Origin of the sequence: Nanchangia anserum (genome assembly GCF_015240065.1) — a bacterium.
GTDB lineage: Bacteria > Actinomycetota > Actinomycetes > Actinomycetales > Actinomycetaceae > Nanchangia > Nanchangia anserum.
Genome location: NZ_CP060506.1, coordinates 1532785 through 1553761, shown reverse-complemented (window position 1 = coordinate 1553761; position 20977 = coordinate 1532785). Strand labels below are relative to the sequence as shown.

The 20977-nt window shown below is 67.3% G+C and carries 16 protein-coding genes, 3 tRNA genes and 1 pseudogene; all 20 read left to right on the top strand.

From position 1 onward, the window contains the following. Window positions 1–15 precede the first annotated feature (15 nt). The 20 genes and pseudogenes from H8R18_RS07290 to purT all read left to right on the top strand — a co-directional run bounded on the left by H8R18_RS07290 (window position 16) and on the right by purT (window position 20977). Window positions 16–2595, top strand: a pseudogene (locus H8R18_RS07290) (NADH-quinone oxidoreductase subunit G). A 186-nt stretch (window positions 2596–2781) separates the two neighbouring features. Then, the gene (locus H8R18_RS07285) at window positions 2782–3948 is read left to right on the top strand and encodes a complex I subunit 1/NuoH family protein (protein ID WP_194189218.1); all 1167 of its coding nucleotides are present in this window, start codon (window positions 2782–2784) and stop codon (window positions 3946–3948) included. Next, entirely contained in the window at window positions 3945–4601 is a 657-nt protein-coding gene (gene nuoI, locus H8R18_RS07280) for an NADH-quinone oxidoreductase subunit NuoI (RefSeq protein ID WP_191071383.1), read from the top strand. The genes H8R18_RS07285 and nuoI overlap by 4 nt, the downstream gene beginning before the upstream one ends. After that, window positions 4598–5545 carry an NADH-quinone oxidoreductase subunit J gene (locus H8R18_RS07275; RefSeq protein WP_191071382.1) on the top strand — a complete coding sequence of 316 codons (948 nt, stop codon included), beginning with the start codon at window positions 4598–4600 and terminating at the stop codon, window positions 5543–5545. Before nuoI ends, H8R18_RS07275 begins: the two co-directional genes overlap by 4 nt. Continuing rightward, window positions 5545–5844 (top strand): NADH-quinone oxidoreductase subunit NuoK, encoded by a 300-nt coding sequence (gene nuoK / locus H8R18_RS07270; RefSeq protein WP_191071978.1) that lies wholly within the window; start codon window positions 5545–5547, stop codon window positions 5842–5844. The genes H8R18_RS07275 and nuoK overlap by 1 nt, the downstream gene beginning before the upstream one ends. A gap of 15 nt (window positions 5845–5859) precedes the next feature. After that, window positions 5860–7827 carry an NADH-quinone oxidoreductase subunit L gene (nuoL, locus tag H8R18_RS07265; protein WP_191071381.1) on the top strand — a complete coding sequence of 656 codons (1968 nt, stop codon included), beginning with the start codon at window positions 5860–5862 and terminating at the stop codon, window positions 7825–7827. A 22-nt stretch (window positions 7828–7849) separates the two neighbouring features. Further along, a complete protein-coding gene (locus H8R18_RS07260) occupies window positions 7850–9394 on the top strand; it encodes an NADH-quinone oxidoreductase subunit M (RefSeq protein ID WP_191071380.1) in 1545 nt (514 codons plus the stop codon). A gap of 1 nt (window position 9395) precedes the next feature. Further along, entirely contained in the window at window positions 9396–10997 is a 1602-nt protein-coding gene (gene nuoN, locus H8R18_RS07255; protein ID WP_223875106.1) for an NADH-quinone oxidoreductase subunit NuoN, read from the top strand. Then, complete coding sequence (locus H8R18_RS07250) at window positions 10994–12010, top strand: polyprenyl synthetase family protein (protein ID WP_191071379.1); 1017 nt, start codon at window positions 10994–10996, stop codon at window positions 12008–12010. Before nuoN ends, H8R18_RS07250 begins: the two co-directional genes overlap by 4 nt. Window positions 12011–12102: 92 nt before the next feature. Then, entirely contained in the window at window positions 12103–13536 is a 1434-nt protein-coding gene (locus tag H8R18_RS07245; RefSeq protein ID WP_191071378.1) for an FAD-dependent oxidoreductase, read from the top strand. A 61-nt stretch (window positions 13537–13597) separates the two neighbouring features. Beyond that, window positions 13598–14455: a zinc metalloprotease HtpX gene (gene htpX / locus H8R18_RS07240; protein ID WP_191071377.1), complete on the top strand. Its 858-nt coding sequence runs from the start codon at window positions 13598–13600 to the stop codon at window positions 14453–14455. 1 nt (window position 14456) lies between these two features. Further along, a complete protein-coding gene (locus tag H8R18_RS07235; RefSeq protein WP_191071376.1) occupies window positions 14457–15197 on the top strand; it encodes a glycerophosphodiester phosphodiesterase family protein in 741 nt (246 codons plus the stop codon). Between the two features lie 73 nt (window positions 15198–15270). Beyond that, window positions 15271–15353, top strand: a tRNA-Tyr gene (locus tag H8R18_RS07230). A gap of 58 nt (window positions 15354–15411) precedes the next feature. Continuing rightward, window positions 15412–15484: transfer RNA gene (locus H8R18_RS07225), tRNA-Thr, on the top strand. Window positions 15485–15516: 32 nt separating this feature from the next. After that, window positions 15517–15590 (top strand) — tRNA-Met (locus H8R18_RS07220). A 53-nt stretch (window positions 15591–15643) separates the two neighbouring features. Then, complete coding sequence (rpmG, locus tag H8R18_RS07215) at window positions 15644–15814, top strand: 50S ribosomal protein L33 (protein ID WP_191071375.1); 171 nt, start codon at window positions 15644–15646, stop codon at window positions 15812–15814. Window positions 15815–15877: 63 nt separating this feature from the next. Then, window positions 15878–16657, top strand: coding sequence for a DeoR/GlpR family DNA-binding transcription regulator (locus H8R18_RS07210; protein WP_191071374.1), 780 nt, complete (start codon window positions 15878–15880; stop codon window positions 16655–16657). 213 nt (window positions 16658–16870) lie between these two features. After that, entirely contained in the window at window positions 16871–18154 is a 1284-nt protein-coding gene (locus H8R18_RS07205) for an RbtT/DalT/CsbX family MFS transporter (protein WP_191071373.1), read from the top strand. Window positions 18155–18178: 24 nt separating this feature from the next. Continuing rightward, window positions 18179–19630, top strand: a complete 1452-nt coding sequence (locus tag H8R18_RS07200; RefSeq protein WP_191071372.1) for a mannitol dehydrogenase family protein — start codon at window positions 18179–18181, stop codon at window positions 19628–19630. A gap of 111 nt (window positions 19631–19741) precedes the next feature. Further along, on the top strand, window positions 19742–20977 hold the full coding sequence (purT, locus tag H8R18_RS07195; RefSeq protein ID WP_191071371.1) for a formate-dependent phosphoribosylglycinamide formyltransferase: 1236 nt from the start codon (window positions 19742–19744) through the stop codon (window positions 20975–20977).

Genomic DNA, 20977 nt, shown 5'->3' with positions numbered 1-20977 from the left:
CCCGATGAGTGCGAGATGGTATCCCTCACTATCGACGGGCAGCCATCGAGGTCCCCAAGGGCACGCTGATTATCCGCGCGGCCGAACAGCTGGGGATCCACATTCCGCGTTTCTGTGACCACCCGCTGCTCAGCCCGCCGGCGCCTGCCGTCAGTGCATGGTCGAGGTGGCGATGCCCGGACGCGACGGCAAGATCGCGAAGATGCCGAAGCCCCAGGCCTCGTGCACCATGGTGTGCACCCCGGGGATGGAGGTCTACACACCCAGTACACAGTCGCCGGTGGCGAAGAAGGCGCAGGAAGGCCAGCTGGAATTCCTGCTCATCAATCACCCCTCGACTGCCCGATCTGCGACAAGGGTGGCGAATGCCCGCTGCAGAACCAGTCGATGAGCCACGGCACGCTGCACACGCGCTTCAGCGACGTCAAGCGCACGTGGCCCAAGCCCGTGGCGCTTACCTCGCAGATCCTGCTGGATCGCGACCGCTGTGTCCTATGCCAGCGGTGCGTGCGTTTCGCCAAGGAAATCGCGGGCGATGCGTTCATCGATCTTCAGGGTCGCGGAGGTGGCACGCACCGCTGCGATGACCACGACTTCCTCGGCGAAAACATCGGTGGGTTCGACACCCACGTCCTCGGCGTCACGCCCTCGGATGGGCGCGGCGGTGTCGTCGACGAGACGATGTCCGGCCCCACGGGCGAGGCGTCGCTGCGCGGCAACCAGGACGTCGGCCCGGTGGGCGCCGATGAACAAGACGCCGCGGGCAACCTGTTCGGCTCCTACTTCTCGGGCAACGTCATCCAGATTTGCCCGGTCGGCGCGCTGACGTCGAAGGACTACCGCTTCCGCGCCCGCCCGTTCGACCTGACGTCGACGCGCGGGGTCACGGAACACGATGCCTCGGGCTCGGTCATCCGCACGGACATCCGTCGCGGTCAGATCGTGCGCCGCATGGCTCAGCGCGACATGGACGTCAACGAAGAGTGGATCACCGATAAGGATCGCTTCGCGTTTGCGTGGCAGCACGGGCGCGCGCGCCTGACCTCGCCGCTCGTGCGCGAGGACGGCCAGCTCGTGGCGACGTCGTGGGCCGACGCGCTCGACCGCGCCGCCCGCGGAATCGAGGCCGCCCGCGGCAAGGCTTCTGCCGCGCTGCCCGGTGGCCGCCTGAGCTTTGAAGACGCCTTCGCCTGGTCGCGCTTTGCCCGCGCGGTGCTGGCGACGAACTCGATCGATCAGCGCACTCGCCCCGCGGGTAGCGAAGAGGAGTCGTTCGTCGCCTCGCACGTGGCCGGCACCGGCCTGGAGGTGACCTACGGCGACCTCGAGAAAGCCGGCCAGGTTCTCCTCGTCGGCTTCGACGCCGAGGACGAATGCGGCTCGGTGTTCCTGCGGCTGCGCAAGGGCCACCTCGCGGGGACGGTTTCGGTTGCCGCGATTGCTCCGGTGCGCACGCCGGGACTGGTGAAGATGGGCGCGACCTGGCTGTCGGCTGTTCCGGGAACGGAACCCGACGTCGTCGCCTCGATCACGACGGGAGCCGAGGGCCACTTCGGCGACCTCGCCGAGGCGCTGGCACAGCCGGGAGCCGTCATCGTCGTCGGCGAGCGCGCGGGCAGCGTGCCCGGCCTGCTCAGCGCCGTGGCGGCGCTGAGGGAGCGCACGGGCGCCCGCCTGGCGTGGATCCCGCGTCGCGCCGGTGAGCGCGGCGGCGTCGAGGCCGGCCTGCTTCCGGCCCTGCTGCCGTTCGGCCGCGGTGTCGGCGACGCGGAGGCGCGCGCCGATCTGGGCGCCGCGTGGGGCGTCGACATTCCCGCAGAGGCCGGACTCGACACTCAGCAGATTCTCGCCGCCGCTAAGGACGGTCAGATCGGCACGCTCGTCGTCGGTGGCGTCGACCACCGCGACCTCGTCGCGTCGGATGCCGCCTTGGACGCGCTGCGCGGAGCCGACTTCGTCATTTCACTCGAGGTCAACGCGACGGCCATCACCGAGGTCGCCGACGTCGTCTTCCCCGTCGCGCCGCCGGCCGAAAAGCCGGGGACGTTCATCAACTGGGAGGGACGCCTGCGCCCGTTCGGGCAGGCCCTGACCTCGCGGGCGATGTCCGACCGCGAGGTGCTGGCGCGCCTGGCCGACGAACTGGGCTACGACATGGCGATGGACAGCCTGCGCGACCTGCACGATCAGGCCAACGAGGTCATGGACTGGGACGGCCAGCGCGCCGTCTTCACCCCGGTCGCCGCCGCGCCGACTCCTGCGCCGCAGGCCGATGAGGTCGTTTTGGCCTGCCACAAGCCCATGCTCGACGACGGCCTGACCCAGGCCGGCGCCGACGACCTCGCCGCCTCGGCCCGCAAGCCCGTCGCGCGCATGAGCGCGCGCACGATCGAGCTGCTGGGGCTGAGCGAGGGCAGCGACTGCACGATCCAGACGACGCAGGGGAGTGTGACGCTGCCCCTCGTCGCCGCCGACATGGCGGACCGGGTCGTGTGGGTACCGGAATGCTCGATCGATTCCCACGTCCACGCCGACCTCGGCGTGAGCGCGGGCGCGTTCGTTCGGGTCTTGGCCACAACGGAGGTGAACCGGTGAACGCCATTTCGCATCTCGCCGTGACGACCCTGCCCGGGCAGGTTGTTGCGGACTTCACGGACGACCGGTGGTGGATCACCATCATCAAGGCGTTGTGCATCGTCGTCTTCCTCATCCTCTCGGTCATCATGGCCCTGTGGGTGGAACGGCGTGGACTGGCGCGGATGCAGACCCCCCGGCCCCAACGTGCACGGCCCCTTCGGGTTGCTGCAGGCGATCGCCGACGCGGTCAAGCTGTTGACGAAGGAAGACTTCTGGAAAGCCGGCGTCGACAAGGTCACCTACCTGCTGGCCCCGCTGATCGCCGCCTTCACCGCATTTATGGTGTACGCGGTCATTCCGTTTGGCCCTAACGTTCACTTCGGCTCGATCTCGACGCCGCTGCAACTGGCCGATACCGACGTCGCCGTCCTTCTATATCCTGGCGATTACCTCGGTCGGCGTCTACGGCATCATCCTCGCCGGGTGGTCGCCAATGGCTCGCTGCCGCTGCTGGGGTCGACGCGTTCGGCCGCGCAGATGATCAGCTACGAACTGGCGATGGGCCTCTCGCTCGTCACCGTGTTCATCATGTCGGGCTCCATGGCGACCTCGACGATCGTCGCCGCCCAGTCGCCGGTGTGGTGGGGGCTGGCGCTGTTCCCGTCGTTCCTCATCTACCTCGTCGCCATGACCGGCGAGGTCAACCGCCTGCCGTTCGACCTGCCAGAATGTGAAGGCGAGATCGTCGCCGGCCACATGACGGAATACTCCTCGATGAAGTTCGCGTGGTTCTTCCTCGCCGAATACATCAACATGTTCAACGTCTCGGGCGTCGCGACGACGATGTTCCTCGGCGGGTGGCGCCTGCCGTTCGGCGACCAGATCCTCGGCGGGATGTTCCACACCGGGTTGTGGCCGATCCTGTGGTTCGGCATCAAGGTGTGGATCGTTATGTTCTGCCTCATCTGGGTGCGCGGCACGCTCGTGCGCGTTCGCTACGACCAGTTCATGAAGTTCGGCTGGAAGTTCCTCATGCCCGTCGCCTTCGCGTGGTTCTGGATCGTCGCGGTCATGCGCGTCGTCACCCACTACGGGCTGGCGACGACCCCGCAGCTGTGGCTGGGTGCGGCCGTCGTGCTTCTCGTCATCTTGGGGATCATCTGGATCTGGGGTGCCCGCGCCGATCACAAGATCGCGCGTGCCCAGGAGGCCCGCGAGGCCGAGCTGCGCAAGCCGTTCGACGCGTTCGCCGGCGGTTACCCCGTGCCCCCGTTGCCCGGGCAGGTGCTGCCGCCGAGCCCGCGCATGGGCGACGCGGTTGGTGACGAGCTGGTGACCACTGCCGCGAAAGCTGAAGGAGACGCGAAATGAGTAGGCGTAATCCGACGCGCGAGGACATGAGCTTTGAGCGCGACAAAAAGGGCGTGCTCGGCGAGTTCTTCGCTCCCGTCGCGGGTTTCGGGGTGACGATCGCCTCGTTCTTCCGCCCCACGGTCACCGAGCAGTATCCCTTTGAACCCGCCCACGTTCAGCCGCGCTTCCACGGACGCCACCAGCTGAACCGTTACCCGGACGGGTTGGAAAAGTGCATCGGCTGCGAGCTGTGCGCGTGGGCGTGCCCCGCCGATGCCATCCTCGTCGAGGCGGCGTCGAATTCCCCGCAGGCCCAGTACTCGCCGGGCGAGCGCTACGGGCGGGTGTACCAGGTGAACTACCTGCGCTGCATCTTCTGCGGCATGTGCATCGAGGCGTGCCCCACGCGGGCGCTGACGATGTCGAACGACTTCGAGCTGGCCGATCAGCACCGCGAGAACCTCATCTACGAGAAGGATCAGATTCTCGCTCCGTTGGCCGATGGGATGCTCGCACCCCCGCACCCGATGGTCGAGGGGCTCAATGACGGCGACTACTATCGCGGCGACGTCACCGGCCCCACGCCGGCTCAGGTCGAGTGGGTTCGCAAGCATCGCCCCGATGACCCATCGCTCAAGACGGTCAAGCCCCGTGAGGAGGCTCAGCAGTGAACGTCACTGACCAGTTCTCGCTCGGCGAGTCGGTGTTCTTCTGGGTGGTCGCCGTCATCATGGTGGCCGCCGCGATCGGCGTGGCGACGTCGAAGAAGGCCATTCACTCGGCTATCTGCATGGTCGGGGTCATGCTGGGCCTGTCCATGCTCTACATCTCGCAGGGGGCCTACTTCCTCGGCGCCGTTCAGGTCGTCGTCTACACCGGCGCGATCATGATGATGATCCTGTTCGTCATCATGATGATCGGTGTCGCGGCGTCCGACCACTACACGAAGACACCGCTGGGGCTGCGCCTGGGCGCCTGGATCGCCGGCGCACTCGGTGCCGCGCTGCTGGCCGGGGCGATGATCGTCGCCAATCTGCCGGCCACCGGCTCGGTGAATACCGGCGATGCCTCGTCGAATCCGGTTGCCCTGGGGCTGTCGCTGTTTAGCCAGCACCTGCTCAGCGTCGAAATTGTCGCGACGCTGCTCATCATCGCGCCCACGGGCGCCATGCTGCTCACGCACTCCGACCGCCTCAACCGCCTGTTCCGTCAGGCCGAGACGGCCGAGGCCAAGATGCTCGACTACGCCGCGGGCCGCCGCCACCCGGGCCAGCTGCCCGCGCCCGGTGTCTACGCCGACTCGAACGCGCCGGATGTGCCGGCGCTGTCGGGTGAGACGATGCGTCCGGTCGAGGAGTCCGTGCCGCGCGTCCTGCGTGCGACCGGTCAGGACCGCTCGATCGCCGAGGCGAGCCCGGCCACGGCAGTGGCCGTGCGCAATGATCTGCACGGCGATGCGACGCAGGGCCTCCACTCGCTCGCCGCCTCGCGCGCGGTCAAGCAGTCGACGGCGTGGGGCATGGCTGGCGGTAAGGTTGAGCGCAGCCTGCGTCAACCCGGTGCCTCGAGCCTCGCCTCCACCCAGGCTCCCGAGACGAAGGAGGAAGGCGAATGATTACGCTGACGCACTACCTCGTCCTCGCGATCATCATCTTTGCCATTGGCGCGGTCACCGTGTTGGTGCGCCACTCGGCGGTGATTTCGCTGATGGGTGTCGAGTTGATGCTGAACGCGGCGAATCTCGTTCTCGTGACATTCTCCAACCAGACGGGATCGCTGGACGGACAGATCATGGCGTTCTTCGTCATGGTCGTCGCCGCCGCCGAGGTCGTCGTCGGATTGGCCATCGTCGTGTCCATCTTTAGAGCCCGCAGGTCGACGTCGCTTGACGACATCAACCTGCTGAAGAACTAAGGGAGGTCGAAGCACATGCACGCATTCGTTGCAACGGCCGAATCCGCGCAGGCAACCGGTGTCGCATCGCTGGGCTGGTTGATGATCGCGATTCCGCTCGTCGTCTCAGCCTTCCTGCTGATCGCCGGACGACGCACCGACAGGTGGGGGCACTGGCTGGCCACGCTCGCCTCGTGGGCCTCCTTCGCGATCGGTGCCGCCATCCTCATCCAGCTCATCGGCATGGCCCCGAGCGCGCGGAAGATGATCAACCACGTGTTTGACTGGGCGATCACCGACGAGGTGACGATCCCGTTCGCGCTCCAGCTCGACACCCTGTCGCTGACCTTCGTCATGCTGGTGACGTTCGTCGGCTCGCTCATCCACGTCTATTCGATCGGCTACATGGCCCACGACGCGGACCGGCGCCGGTTCTTCGCCTACCTCAACCTGTTTATCGCCTCGATGCTCACGCTCGTGTTGGCGAATAACTACGTCGTGCTGTTCTTCGGCTGGGAGGGTGTCGGCCTCGCGTCCTACCTCCTCATCGGCTTCTGGAACCACATCCTCGAGAACGCGGTCGCCGCGAAGAAGGCCTTCGTCATGAACCGCGTCGGCGACATGGGGCTGCTGCTGGCCATCATGTCGATGATCGCCGTGACCGGTCACGTCGACTTCGATACCGTCGTCGCCCACGCCCCCGAGAATCTCACCGTCGGGTGGGCGACGGCCATCGGGCTGTTCCTGCTGCTGGCCGCGTGTGGTAAGTCCGCGCAGTTCCCGCTGCAGGCATGGCTCGGCGACGCCATGGCCGGCCCGACCCCGGTGTCCGCGCTCATTCACGCGGCGACCATGGTCACCGCCGGCGTCTACCTGATGGTGCGTTCAGGTGCCGTCTTCGTCATGGCGCCGGCCGCCCAGCTCATGGTGGCGATCATCGGCGCGATCACGCTGCTGTTCGGTGCCATCGTCGGGTGCGCGAAGGACGACATGAAGAAGGTCCTCGCGGCCTCGACGATGTCGCAGATCGGCTACATGATGCTCGGTGCGGGCCTCGGCCCGATCGGGTGGACGCTGGCGATCTTCCACCTCTTCGTGCACGGCTTCTTCAAGGCTCAGTTGTTCCTCGGGGCCGGCTCGGTCATGCACGCCATGGGCGACCAGGTCGACATCCGCCGCTTCGGCGCGCTGCGTCGGGTCATGAAGGTCTCGTGGATCTGCTTCGGCATCGCGTGGCTGGCGATCCTCGGCATCCCGCCGTTCTCGGGCTTCTTCTCGAAGGAGCCGATCATCGCCGCCGCGTTCTCGGCCACGCCGTTTGGCGAGGTCGGCGGCTGGATCTTCGGCCTCATCGCCATGATCGGTGCCGCGATCACCGCCTTCTACATGTCGCGTCTGTTCTTCATCATGTTCTTTGGCAAGGCTCGGTGGACGAGCGAGGCCGAGGGCAAGCCCGTCCACCCGCACGAGGCCGGCTGGCTGATGAACGGCCCGATCGTCATCTTGTCGATCTTCTCGATCGCGCTCGGTGGCGTCCTCGGCGCGACCAATGTGTTCGAGCGTTGGCTCTCGCCGGTGTCCGGTGAACTCGCCGGCTACCACACCGAGGTCCACGACACGGTGCTCGGTCACACGACGATCTCGGTGCTCACCCTCGCCCTCGTCATCGTCGGGATCGTCATCGCCTGGGCGCTCTACATTCGCCGCGACGTTCCCCAGCGGGCACCGAAGGCGAACGCCCTCGTACGCGCGGCTCGCGCCGACCTCATGCAGGACCGCGTGAACGAGAACCTGGCGATGATTCCCGGGCAGGGGCTGACCGCCGCCGTCGGCTACGCCGATCGCGGGATCATCGACGGGATCGTTCGCGGGCTGGCGCGCCTGTGCGGCGGCCTTGGCGCGTTCATGCGCGGCAGCGAAAACGGTTATACCCGCGCCTACGCCGGATACATCACGGTCGGTGTGTTGGCGGCTCTAGTTATCGCCCTGTACGTCCAGGTGTAGCAAGGCGGGAGGAAAGAAAAACATGAATGTCCTTTCTGCAACGTTCCCGTTGCTATCGCTGATGGTGGTGGTCCCCGTCATCGGGGCCGCGGCCCTCGCGCTCATCAAGCCGCTGCGCTCGCTCGCGCGCGAGGTTGGCCTCGTCATCTCGCTGCTCGTCCTCGTCGGTGCGATCGTCGCGGCGTGCCAGTTCGATTACGCGGCGCCCGCCAGCTACCAACTGGCCGAGACCCACTCGTGGATCCCTGTCATCGGGACGTCGTGGGCCCTGGGTATCAACGGCCTGGGGCTGGCGATGATCGGGTTGTCGGCCATTCTCGTGCCGATCACGCTCGCGGCCGCGTGGCATGAAGACGACGGGGAGGGCGCCGAATCGGCGCGCGCGGGCTACGTCGGCCTCACCCTGTGCGCCGAAGCCTTCATGGTGCTCATCTTCGCCGCGCGCGATGTGTTCTTGTTCTACGTCGCCTTCGAGGCCATGCTCGTGCCGATGTACTTCCTCGTCGGTCGCTACGGCCTGGGCGGGGTCAAGGCGAAGGCCGCGGCGCTGAAGTTCCTCCTGTACTCGCTGCTGGGCGGCCTCATCATGCTGGCCGGCGTCGTCGCGCTGTACACGGTCTCGCCGGTCGAGAAGAACCAGTACCTCATCGAGAATCTCGCCGGGCGCATCACGACGAGCGCGGGGATGGAGATGTTCATCTTCGTCACGTTCTTCATCGCGTTCGCCATCAAGGCGCCGATGGTTCCCGTCCACACGTGGCTCGCCGACACGACCGAGGTCGCACGCCCGGGCACCTCGACGCTGCTCGTCGGCGTGCTCGACAAGATCGGCACGTTCGGGATGATCACGCTGTGCCTCCAGCTCTTCCCCAACGCCGCGCACAAGGCGGCGTTGCCGATCATCGTGCTGGCCGTGATCTCGGTTCTGTGGGGCGCGCTTGCGGCGCTGGCTCAGAAGGACCTCATGCGGCTGATCTCGTTCACGTCGGTGTCGCACTTCGGCATCATGGTCATGGGCATCTTCGTCGGATCGCGCCTGGCGCTGACCGGTGCGATGGTCTACATGGTTGCCCACGGCCTCTCGATTGCCGGGATGTTCCTCATCAGCGGGTTCCTCACCCAGCGCGGTGGCACGCAAGCCATTGACGGGTACGGCGGGATGCGTCTCGTCACGCCCGTGCTCGCCGGGACGTTCCTCGTGGCCGGCCTGGCCGCGATCGCCCTGCCGGGCCTGTCCGGGTTTGTTCCCGAGCTCATGGTCCTCGTCGGAACCTTCGGGATCCTTCCGTGGGCGGCGGGAATCGCCGTGCTCGCGGTCGTCGCGGCGGCGCTGTACGTGCTGTTGCCGTTCCAGAAGATCTTTACGGGGCCGGCACGCGCCGATAAGAAGCATGTGAGTGACCTGACCTGGCGCGAGAAGCTCGCGGTCGTCACCCCGCTGATCGTTCTCATGGTTGTCCTTGGCGTCTACCCGCGCCCGCTCGTCTCGACGCTCGAGCCCGTGGCCGAGCACAGCGTGCTTGCCGAGGTCGGCTCCGCCACCGTGGCTACCGAGGGGGGAAACTGATATGAGCTCCACCATGCAAGCCAGCCTGGATATCGACTGGGGCCTGATGGCGCCACTCGTCATCGTTGGCGGTGCGGCTGTTCTCGGCGTGCTCATCGAGGCCTTCGTGCCCCGGGGCGCGCGGTGGAAGACGCAGGCCATCTATACGCCGGTGGTCCTCGTCCTCGCCCTGTGCGTTTACATCCTCACCTACAGCTCCGGCGTGTTCAGCCACGGGACGGATCCCGTGGGCTTCGCGATGACCGGGGGGAGCGGGACACGCACCGGCGAGCTGCTCATCGATCCGTTCGCCGCGGCGGCCCAGGTCGTCATTCTCGTCATCGCGATCCTGTCGGTGCTCGTCATGATCGATCGCACCCGCTCGGGTGTGGCCGCTTTCGCCGGCCAGCCCTCGGACATGCCGGGATCCTTCGAGGAAGATCAGACGGAACGGCGGGGCTATCAGCGCTCCGAGATGCTGCCGCTGACGCTGTTCAGCACGGCCGGAATGATGCTGTTCCCCATGTGCACCTCGCTGCTCACGCTGTTCATCGCGTTGGAGGTCATGTCGCTGCCGCTGTACATTCTGTGTGCGACGGCCCGTCACCGCCGACTGCTCTCGCAGGAGGCCGCCCTGAAGTACTTCATCTTGGGGGCCTTCTCCTCGGCGTTCTTCCTCATGGGCATCGCGCTGCTGTTCGGGTATGCCGGGTCGTTGTCGCTGAGCACGCTCGCCACCGCCGTCTACGACGGTGCGGGATCGGACATGCTGCTTATCTCGGGCATCGTGTTGCTGCTCATCGGGCTGCTGTTCAAGGTCGGCGCGGTTCCCTTCCACGCGTGGACGCCAGACGTCTACCAGGGCGCACCGACGCCCGTGACGGGGTTTATGGCGGCCGGCGTGAAGGCGGCGGCGTTCCTCGCCCTCGTTCGGTTCTACTTCACCGTGGCCGCTCAGATGGAGCCGCACCTGAAGGTCATCATGTGGGCGGTCATCGTCCTCACGATCGTCGTCGGCACGTTCTTCGGGCTCGTCCAGGACAACGTCAAGCGACTGCTTGCTTACTCCTCGATCGCGCACGCGGGCTTCATCCTCATTGCCGTGCAGTCGCTCGATGAATCCGCGTTGAGCGCCGTCACCTTCTACGTGCTGTCTTACGGCATCGCCACGGTGGGAGCGTTCGGCGTCATCACGCTCGTGCGCGGCGTCGACCGCGGGGGTAACACCGTGGCCGAGCAGCAGACGATTGACAAGTGGGCTGGCCTGGGGCGCCGTCATCCGTGGCTGGGCGCAGCGATGATTATCTTCCTGCTCTCATTCGCCGGCATCCCGTTGACCTCGGGCTTCATCGGTAAGTGGACGGTGTTTGCCGCCGGCATCAAGGGCGGGCTGACCCCGCTCGTGATTGTCGCTATCGTGGCCTCGGCGATCACGGCCTTCTACTACTTCCGACTGGTGAAGGTCATGTTCCTCGACGAGCCCGATCCCGAGACGCGGGTCGTGCCGGCGCAGGGGACGGCGAGCGCGGCCATCGCGATGTGCGCCATCGCCACGCTGGCGCTGGGCATCGTGCCCGGGCCGGTTCTGAACTTGCTCGGCAAAATGGTTATCTTCGTGTTGTGAGGTCTACACACGACGGTGACGTTTTCTCCCTCCTCCAGGATCGGCTGGCGCCGGCCCTGGAGGAGGTCGAGCGTGTTCTCGCTGAGCAGACTCGTGACGAGCGCGGCGTCCTGACCGACATCCTGTCCCACCTGGCCCAAGCCGGTGGTAAACGGCTGCGTCCGCTGCTGGTCCTCCTCACCGCTCAGCTGGGCGAGGACGAGGCCGCGCGCACGAGCGACGCCGTCAAGACGGCCGCCGTCGCCGTCGAGCTGACTCACCTGGCGACGCTCTACCACGACGACGTCATGGATTCCGCGCCCGCCAGGCGAGGGGTTCCCTCGGCGCAGATGGTGTGGTCGAACAATCAGGCGATCCTCGCCGGCGACCTCATCTTTTCGCGCGCCTCGATGCTCGTCGCCGACTTGGGACCCGAAGCGGTACGCCAGCACGCGGCGACGTTCGTGCGCCTGTGCCAGGGGCAGCTCAATGAGACCGCTGGCCCGCGCGAGGACGACGACCCGATTTCCCATTACCTCCAGGTTCTCGCCGATAAGACGGGGTCGCTGGTGGCGCAGTCGGCGCGCTTTGGTGCCGAACTGGTGGGTGCGCCCGCGTCGCAGGTTGACGCCCTCTATCGCTTCGGCGACGCCGTGGGCGTGGCCTTCCAGATAGCCGACGACGTCCTCGACATCGCCTCCGACCACGAGGTCTCGGGGAAGACGCCGGGCACGGACCTGCGCGAGGGCGTCGACACCCTACCGATCCTCCTTCTTCGCCGCGACGAGGCCGAGGGCACGCTCGACGCCGCGGGACGGGAGATCCTCGACGGCCTCGCCGGTGGCTTGGGCGACGACGCGGCGCTGGCCGCCGTGGTCGAGCGGCTGCGCGCCCACGACGTGCTCGATCGCACCCGCGTGCTGGCGCTCGAGTGGAGCGAGCGGGCGAAGGCCGAGCTCGACGCCCTCGACGAGGGCGAGGTCAAGTCCGCACTGCTGGCATTCGCCGACCTCCTCGTCGACCGCGTCGCCTAGCCCGGCAGCGCTCCCGGGCAGGCGCGATAGCCGTGCTCCGGAGGGTTGGATAGGATCGGCGACGGTAGTGGCCAAGGAAAGGACTCGTGAACGTGAGTGAGCGCAAGCTGAACGTAGCTGTCATCGGAGCCGGTCCCGCCGGCATCTATGCGGCGGACATCCTCTCTAAGTCGGGTGTCGACGTCGCCATCGACCTCTACGAGCGCCTGCCCGCCCCCTACGGCCTAGTCCGCTACGGCGTCGCCCCTGACCACCCGCGCATCAAGACGATCATCGACGCGCTCTACAAGATCCTCCAGCGCGGCGACATCCGTCTGCTCGCCAACGTCGAGGTCGGCCGCGACATCACGGTCGAGGACCTTCAGGCCCGCTACGACGCCGTCATCTTCGCGACCGGCTCGGATCGCGACAAGCCGCTGAACGTCCCGGGTACGGACCTGCCGCAGGTCTATGGTGCCGCGGACTTCGTGTCGTGGTACGACGGTCATCCCGATTACCCGCGCACGTGGCCGCTCGAGGCCACGCAGATCGCGGTCCTCGGCGTCGGCAACGTCGCCCTCGACGTCGCGCGCGTCCTCGCGAAGCATGCCGAGGACATGCTGGTCACGGAAATCCCCGACAACGTCTACCAGGGCCTGAAAGACAACCCCGTCACCGACGTCCACGTGTTCGGCCGGCGCGGTCCGGCACAGGTAAAGTTCACCCCGCTGGAGCTGCGCGAGCTCGGCAAGCAGCCCGACGTCGACGTCATCGTCTACGAGGAAGACTTCGACTTCGATGCCGGTTCCGAGCAGCGCCTGGCCGAGGTCAAGCAGCAGAAGATGGTCGTGAAGGCGCTGATGAACTACGCGATGGAGGAGGAACACACGGCCTCGCGTCGCATCCACATCCATCTGTTCGCCTCGCCGCACGAGGTTCTCGCCGACGAGGACGGCAACGTCCGCGCCCTCGTCACCGAGCGCACGGAGCTCGTCGGCGACGGCACCGTGCGCGGGACCGGCGTCTACACCGAGTGGCCCGTTCAGGCCGTCTACCGGGCCGTCGGCTATTTCTCCTCGCCCATCCCCGGCCTGCCCTTTGACGAGAACGCCGGAGTGATCCCCAATGACGAGGGACGCGTGCTCGGCGAGGACGGCTCGGCGCTGCCCGGCCTGTACGCGACGGGATGGGTCAAGCGTGGCCCGGTCGGCCTCATCGGGTCGACGAAGTCGGACGCGCAGCAGACGATCGCTCACCTCGTGGCCGATGCCGAGGCGGGTCGCTTGAATGCCCCGGCGGGCGAAGCGGGCCACGACGCCATGGTTGCCCTGCTGGACGAGCGCGGGATCCGCTACACGACGTGGCAGGGCTGGGAGCTCCTCGACGCCTACGAGCGCAAGCTCGGCGAGGATTTCGGCGAAGTCGAAGGCGGGCGTGGCCCGCGCGAGCGCGTCAAGGTCATCTCGCGCGAGGCGATGACGCGGGTCTCGCGCGGCGAGGACGGCGGTGCCGACCTCGACATCATCGGCTCGCCCGAGGAGCGTTAACGCCTCGCCGTCCCGGGCGTTTCTCGGGCGCGGTGTGGAGGTTTGCTGCCAGACTGGGAGCATGCATTCTCACTTTAACGGCGTGAAGACCTTCGGCCTGTTTGGCCTCATGTGGGTCATCCTGCTCGGTGTCGGCTACGTCGTTGCCCACACGACGAACAACCCCGTGTGGCTCATGGGCTTCGCCATCTTCGGGTTGGTCTCGACGGTCTACACGTATTGGAATTCGGCGTCGCTGGCGTTGCGCTCGATGAGCGCCTATCCCGTGAGCGAGCGCGAGCAGCCGCGCATGTACGCGATTGTCCGCGAACTCTCCGAGAGGGCCGGCCAGCCCATGCCGAGTCTCCACGTCGCGCCCACGCGCACGCCCAACGCGTTTGCAACGGGACGCAACCCCGAGCACGCGGCGGTCTGTTGCACCGAGGGCATCCTCGACCTCCTCGACGACCGCGAGCTGCGCGGCGTGCTCGGTCACGAACTCATGCACGTGTACAACCGCGACATCTTGACCTCCTCGGTCGCTCAGGCCATGGGCGGACTCATCACGACGGTTGCCCAGATGCTCTACTTCTTCGGCGGCGGGCGCCGCGACGAGCCGGGACTCGGCGGCATCGCCCTCGTGCTGCTCGCGCCGCTGGCGTCCTCGCTCATCCGCCTGGCGATCTCGCGCACGCGCGAATACGACGCCGACGAGGACGGATCGCGGCTGACCGGCGACCCGCTGGCGCTGGCCTCGGCGCTGCGCAAGCTCGAGGCCGGCACCCAGGCCGCCCCGCTGACGCACACCCCGCGCACCGAGCAGGTCGCCCACGTCATGATCGCCAACCCGTTCTCGATGCGCGGCCCGCAGCGGCTGCTCTCGACGCACCCGCCGATGGAGCAGCGGATCCGCCGGCTCGAGCAGATGGCCGGCTACTGACGTGAAGCCCCCGAGGGTCATCGGGCACCGCGGTGCATGCGCCCACGCGCCCGAAAATACCCTCGCGGCCTTCCGCTTGGCAGCTGAGATGTGCGGGTGGGCAGAACTCGACGTCGACCTCCTCGCCGATGGCACGGTCGTCGTCTGCCACGATCGCACCCTCGAGCGCACGACCACGGGGTCGGGCAGGGTCGAGGAGGCGACGTGGGATGACGTCGCAGGCCTCGATGCCGGCGGGTGGTTTGATCCCCGCTTCGCCGGCGAGCCGCTGGCTCGCCTCAGCGACGTCATCGACCTCGCCAACGAGGTCGGACTGAGCATCAACGTCGAGCTCAAATCCCCGCTGGGCGGTGCCGAGATCGCTCGCCGCCTCGTGGCCGCGACGGCTGCGCAGCTGCGGCGACTCGACCCCGGCTGCGACGTCATCGTCTCGTCGTTTAACCACCTCATGCTGCCCCTCATGGCCGCCGAGGGGGAGTGGCCGCTGGCGTGCCTGTTCGAGGCGGGGCAGTTGGGGGAGGACTGGCGCACCCGAGCCGAACTCGCGGGCGCGCGCATCCTCCATCCGTGTCTGCCCGACGTCACTGCGGGTCTCGTCACCGAGATGCGCGCCGCGGGCTATCGCGTCAACGTGTGGACGGTAAACGATCCCGAAGATGCCCGTGCGCTCGCCCGCATGGGCGTCGACGGCATTATCACCAACGACCCCGAAGCAATCCGCGCGGCGATCGCGCAGGTGTGAGAAACGACGCGTTTGTCGATTGGCGTTAGGGCGCGTCGCCCTGCTAGTGTTTCGGGTGCTGCGTGAGTAGCCCGGCAGGTTTCCCGAGTGGCCAAAGGGAGCTGACTGTAAATCAGCCGCTGTTATGCTTCGGGGGTTCGAATCCCTCACCTGCCACGATCGCTTCGGCGGTTGACGTGGGTCCCAGATCCATCTATGTTGGATCGGGTTCTGCGCCCCGATAGCTCAGTCGGCAGAGCGTCTCCATGGTAAGGAGAAGGTCAAGGGTTCGATTCCCTTTCGGGGCTCGACTGACCGGTCTCGGCCGGAACGTCGACGCGGCGGGGTAGCTCAGTTGGTGAGAGCGCACGACTCATAATCGTGAGGTCGCGGGTTCGAGTCCCGCCCCCGCTACGTTTGTCCTTCGTATTCATCCAGCCTCGGGCTGGCGACAAGTGAGGTATCAGGTGGCTTCCAAGACTTCTGACGTCCGCCCCAAGATCACGCTGGCGTGCTCCGAGTGCAAGGAGCGCAACTACATCACGAAGAAGAACCGGCGGAACAACCCCGACCGGCTCGAGCTGGCGAAGTACTGCCCGCGTTGCCGCAAGTCGACGACGCACAAGGAAACTCGCTAGAGCGTTTCCGCATCACGCCCGGTGGAATCCCACCGGGCTTTTTCTTTTCGCTACGCTTCACGCATGGCCCCCGCACGCAACCAGGTCGGCGCCCACGCGCGGCGCGCGGCGATGCTCGAGATGATCCGCGAGGCCGGCCAGTGCGCGGCCGCCGACCTCGCCGAACACTTTGGCGTATCGGGCGAGACCGTTCGCCGCGACCTGCGCGCCCTCGAGCGCGGCGGCCAGATCGAACGCAGCTACGGCAGCGCCCGCGCCCTCGCCCCGAGCACGTGGGAGTCGCGGTTGGCGGCCCGCGAGGCCCTCGACGGGGAGCAGAAGCACCGCATCGCGGCGCGGGCGGCCGAATTCATCGACGATGCGACGACAATCTTCATCGACGAGGGGCACCTGCCCTCGCTCATCCTCGACCATCTCCCGGGCCGGCCGCTGACGATCGTCACCTCCTCCCTGCTCAGCGCCCTCAAGGCGGCCTCGATTCCGCACGTGACGTGCCTGCAACTGGGTGGGCGGGTGCGCTCGGTGACGATGGGGGTCGTCGATCATTTCGGCGTCGAGATGCTCTCCGGCCTCAGCATCGACCTCGCCTTCATCGGCGCTAACGGGATTGACGAGAACGGGTGGATGTCGACGCCCGACCCGGCCGTCGCCGCCATGAAAAAGCAGGCGATTGCCTGTTCGCGCCGCAGCGTTTTCGTCGGGACCCACGCGAAGTTCGCCCAGACATCGTTCGTGCGCTTCGCGCATCTGGCTCAGATGCAGGCCGCGGTCACCGGATCGGAGCTATCGGCGTTCAAGGTCCGCCAGCTCGCCCGCCACGAGGTCCCCATCATCCGCGCCTAACACACGCAGCGGGCACGCTATACACGCACAACGGTCAATCTCCGGCGGAGGTGGTAGCCGCTAGTGCGGGCATATCCGCGCGTGTCCGCCGACAAACCCACGAACATCGGTCACGTCTGGCGGGTGCAGTCGTCAGCTCCTTTCCCGCGTAGGCGCCGCACGATGGAAGTGACCTTCCCACATGGAGGTGGGAACCCATCGTACGGAGGATCAATGACGTCTTCTCATGCATCTGGTTTGGGCGGGCTGCTCGCCCGCCTGCGCTTCCCGCGCGAAAGCGGCCTCGGACTGGCCGCGGTTGTCCTGTTCGTCGTCGGTGACGGCATTGAGGCCGTGTGGATCACGGAGTTTCTCCACTCGCACTCGGGCTACACCGTCTCCCAGGCCTCGGCCGTCTACACGTGCTACGGCGTCATCGTCGCGCTGGCGGCGTTCCTGTCGGGCGCGCTGTGCGATGCCATCGGCCCGCGCCGCGTCATGACCGTCGGCCTCGTCGCCTTCCTCGTCTTCGACGCGGCGTTTATCCTGCTCGGCCTCACTCAGGGGTCGCTCGTCCTCCTCATGATCCTCTACGGCATGCGCGGCTTCGGCTATCCCATGCTCGCCTACGGCTTCCTCACGTGGATGATGCTCATCACCCCGCGCGAGCGCCAGTCCTCCTCGTCGGGGTGGTTCTGGTTCGCCTTCTCGCTCGGCATGCAGACGATCGGCGCGTGGGCCTCGTCGATGCTGCTGCCGAACTTTGGAGGCATCGTCACCCTATGGGTCGGCTGGGTCATCGCGGCGCTCGGTGGCGTCGGCGTCCTCGTGTTCCTGCGCGGCGCGCCGAAAGCCAATGAGACGCAGGGGCTGTCCATCCTCGCCTCGGTCTCCTCGGGCGTGTCCGTCGTGTGGCGCCGCCCCAAGGTCGGCATCGGCGGGATCATCAAGATCATCAACCTCTCGGGCCAATACGGTTTGCAGGCGTTCTACCTCGTCTACATTCAGCGCGTTCACGGCATGGACCAGACGCTGGCCATCACGGAGTTCACTCTGTTCGGCGTCGTGTGCATCCTCGGCGACGTCGCGTGGGGGATCGGCGGGGATCGGCTGGGGTGGCACCGCACGCTCCAGATGTTTGCCACGCCCCTGTGCGCGATCTCGCTGCTCTACCTCTACGCGATCCCGTTCCTCGTCGGGCCGAACTTCCTCCTCATCGCCATCGGCATGGCCGGGATGGGTATCGGCCTGTCCGCCCACGTGCCGACGACGCCGCTCATCATGGCCCACGCGGAACCGGAAACGGCCAACGCGCTGGCCGTCCTCAACCTGGGTGCCGGCATGGGAGCCTTCGTCGGCCCGGCCGTCGTGACGATCTTCGTCGACTCCCTGGGCTACGGCGCCGTCGCCTGCGCCCTGGCCGGCCTCTACGTCATCTCGTTCTGCCTGCTGTTCGTCATGAAACACGACGCCGATCCGCGCGAAGTGCGCCGGCGCATCCGCTCGACCCACGCCTGAACTCGATCCGAAAGGACAATTGCCATGTCATCACACCCTCACGACTGCGAACTCACCCCGACCTACGACCGCGACGCCCTGGGGAGAGGGATCGTCCACTTCGGGATGGGCAATTTCCACCGCGCCCATCAAGCCATGTACATCGACCGGTTGGCACGCGCCGGCCGCGCCGACGGCTGGGGCATCGTCGGCGTCGGCACGATGGAGCACGATCGCAAAATGCGTGACGTGCTGCGCGCCCAAGACGGCATGTACACCCTCGTCCTGAAATACCCCACCGGTGAGTGGGAGCCGCAGGTCATCGGTTCCGTGCGCGACATGCTGTATGCACCCGAGGAAGCCGATGCGGTCCTCGACGTCTTGACCGCGCCGTCGACCCGCATCGTCACGCTGACCGTGACCGAGGGCGGCTACCCGATTGACGACGAGGACGGTCACTTCCTCGCCGACGACCCGGGAGTCCTCGCCGACGCGGCCGATCCCGAGCACCCGCGCACGGTCTTCGGATTCCTTGTCGAGGCGCTGCGACGCCGTCGCGAGCGCGGCATCGCCCCGTTCACCGTCCTCTCGTGCGACAATCTGCCCGGTAACGGTCGCATCGCGCGGCGCAGTGTGCTCGGCCAGGCGCGCCTGTGCGACGCCGAGTTCGCGGAGTGGATCGAGGTCGAGGTTGCCTTCCCCAACTGCATGGTCGACCGAATCACTCCGGTGACGACGGACGAGGACCGCAGGGACATTGAGGAGAAGTTCGGAATCAGCGACGGGTGGCCCGTGTGCGCCGAGCCGTTCGAGCAGTGGGTCATCGAGGACAAGTTTCCGGCCGGGCGCCCGCCGTTGGAGGAGGCCGGGGCCCACATGGTTGACGACGTTGTGCCGTATGAGCTCATGAAGCTGCGGCTGCTCAACGCCGCTCACCAGTCGCTCGCGCACTGGGGGCGCCTGCTCGGCGTCACCTACGCCCACGATGCGGCCACCGATCCCGATATTGCCGCGCTGACGAGGGCCTACCTCGCCGAGGCGAGGCCGAGCCTGCGTCCGGTACCAGGCATCGACCTCGACGACTACGTCGACACGCTGTTCGAGCGCTTTGCCAATGCCTCGATCGCCGACACCCTGGCGCGCCTGGCGCAAGACGCCTCCGATCGGATGCCGAAGTTCGTCCTCGGCACCGTGCGCGACAACCTGGTGGCCGGGCGCTCGATCACGCTGGGCGCCGCCATGTGCGCGGCGTGGGCGCAGGGCGTGCGGGGGACAGCGGAAGACGGCAGCGAGATCGTCCAGGATGACGCGCTCGCCGAGGACCTCGTCGCCGCTGCGCGCGAACCGGATCGGGCCGAGGCGGCTCGCCGGTTCCTCTCGCTCACCCGCGTCTTCGGCGAGCTGGGCACGGACGAGCGCTTCGTCGCCGCCTTCACGCGCGTGTGGCGCGATCTCGAGACCCGCGGCGTGCGCGACGTCATGCGCGGCCTCAGGTGAGTCGTCGTGGCCCGGTCGGCGGCGGTCGGCCGGGCCACGGTTCGCCCTGTGGTGGGCGAGAGCGAACCGTTAGAGTGTGCAGTGACTGAGTCGTCACAGTGAGGAGGCCTCATGTTCACGCCGTCGCACCTCGGTACGGCCCTGACCGATTCCGCCCTCCGCGTCCTGCTGCTGGGATCGGGCGAACTGGGCAAGGAAGTTACGATCGCCCTCCAACGCCTTGGCGTCGAGGTCCACGCGGCCGATCGCTACGCCAATGCCCCCGCCCACGCCGTCGCGCATCGGGCCTACTGCCTCGACATGACCGACACACGCGAGCTGCGCGAGCTCGTCGAGACCGTGCGCCCCCACCTGGTCGTCCCCGAGATCGAGGCGCTGGCCACCGAGACCCTTGCCGAACTGGACGCCGCCGGGGTGACGAGCGTCGTCCCCACCCCGCGCGCCGTCCAATTGACGATGAACCGCGAGGGAATCAGGCGCCTGGCCGCCGAAGAACTCGGCCTGGAGACCTCGCCCTACCGCTTCGCCTCCAGCCTCGAGGAGCTGCGCGAGGGAATCGCCGCCGTCGGCCTGCCCGCGGTCGTCAAACCCGTCATGTCGAGCTCGGGCCACGGCCAGTCCCTCGTGCGCAGCCTCGACGAGGCCGAGGCCGCCTGGCGCACGGCCTGCGAGGGCGGGCGCGTCGCGACGACCCGCGTCATCGTCGAGGGCTTCGTCGACTTCGACTACGAAATCACCCTGCTCACCGTCCGCTCGCTTGACCCCGCCACCGGCGAGGTTCGCACGGACACATGCGCGCCTATCGGGCACCGCCAGGTCGACGGCGACTACGTCGAATCCTGGCAACCGGCGCCCATGAGCGAGGCCGCCCTGGCCAGCGCCCGTGACGTCGCCACCCGCGTCGTCGACGCCCTGGGAGGGCGCGGCATCTTCGGCGTCGAGCTGTTCATCTGCGGCGAGCGCGCCATCTTCTCCGAGGTCTCCCCGCGTCCGCACGACACGGGAATGGTGACGATGGCCTCCCAGCGTTACTCAGAATTCGACCTGCACGCCCGCGCGATCCTCGGCCTGCCCGTCGACGTGCGCCTCGACCAGCCGGGCGCGAGCGCCGTCGTCAAGGCCCCGAGCGACGTCGTGTCAGGAGCGCCGATCTACGAGGGACTTAGCGAGGCGCTCGCGGTCGACGAGGTCGACGTGCGCATCTTCGGCAAGCCCGAGGCTCACCCCGGGCGCCGCCTCGGCGTGGCGTTGGCGCGCGCGGAGTCGATCGAGGAGGCGAGGGAGCGAGCCGGCGAGGCCGCACGCCGGATCCGCGTGCGGTCGAAGGGCGAGACCGCCGATGCCTAA

Coding starts and splice junctions, on each gene's coding strand:
- nuoL (WP_191071381.1), top strand. CDS start 5,860: ATGCACGCATTCGTTGCAACGGCCGAATCCGCGCAGGCAACCGGTGTC.
- H8R18_RS07200 (WP_191071372.1), top strand. CDS start 18,179: ATGTCATCACACCCTCACGACTGCGAACTCACCCCGACCTACGACCGC.
- purT (WP_191071371.1), top strand. CDS start 19,742: ATGTTCACGCCGTCGCACCTCGGTACGGCCCTGACCGATTCCGCCCTC.
- H8R18_RS07260 (WP_191071380.1), top strand. CDS start 7,850: ATGAATGTCCTTTCTGCAACGTTCCCGTTGCTATCGCTGATGGTGGTG.
- htpX (WP_191071377.1), top strand. CDS start 13,598: ATGCATTCTCACTTTAACGGCGTGAAGACCTTCGGCCTGTTTGGCCTC.
- nuoI (WP_191071383.1), top strand. CDS start 3,945: ATGAGTAGGCGTAATCCGACGCGCGAGGACATGAGCTTTGAGCGCGAC.
- H8R18_RS07210 (WP_191071374.1), top strand. CDS start 15,878: ATGGCCCCCGCACGCAACCAGGTCGGCGCCCACGCGCGGCGCGCGGCG.
- H8R18_RS07205 (WP_191071373.1), top strand. CDS start 16,871: ATGACGTCTTCTCATGCATCTGGTTTGGGCGGGCTGCTCGCCCGCCTG.
- nuoN (WP_223875106.1), top strand. CDS start 9,396: ATGAGCTCCACCATGCAAGCCAGCCTGGATATCGACTGGGGCCTGATG.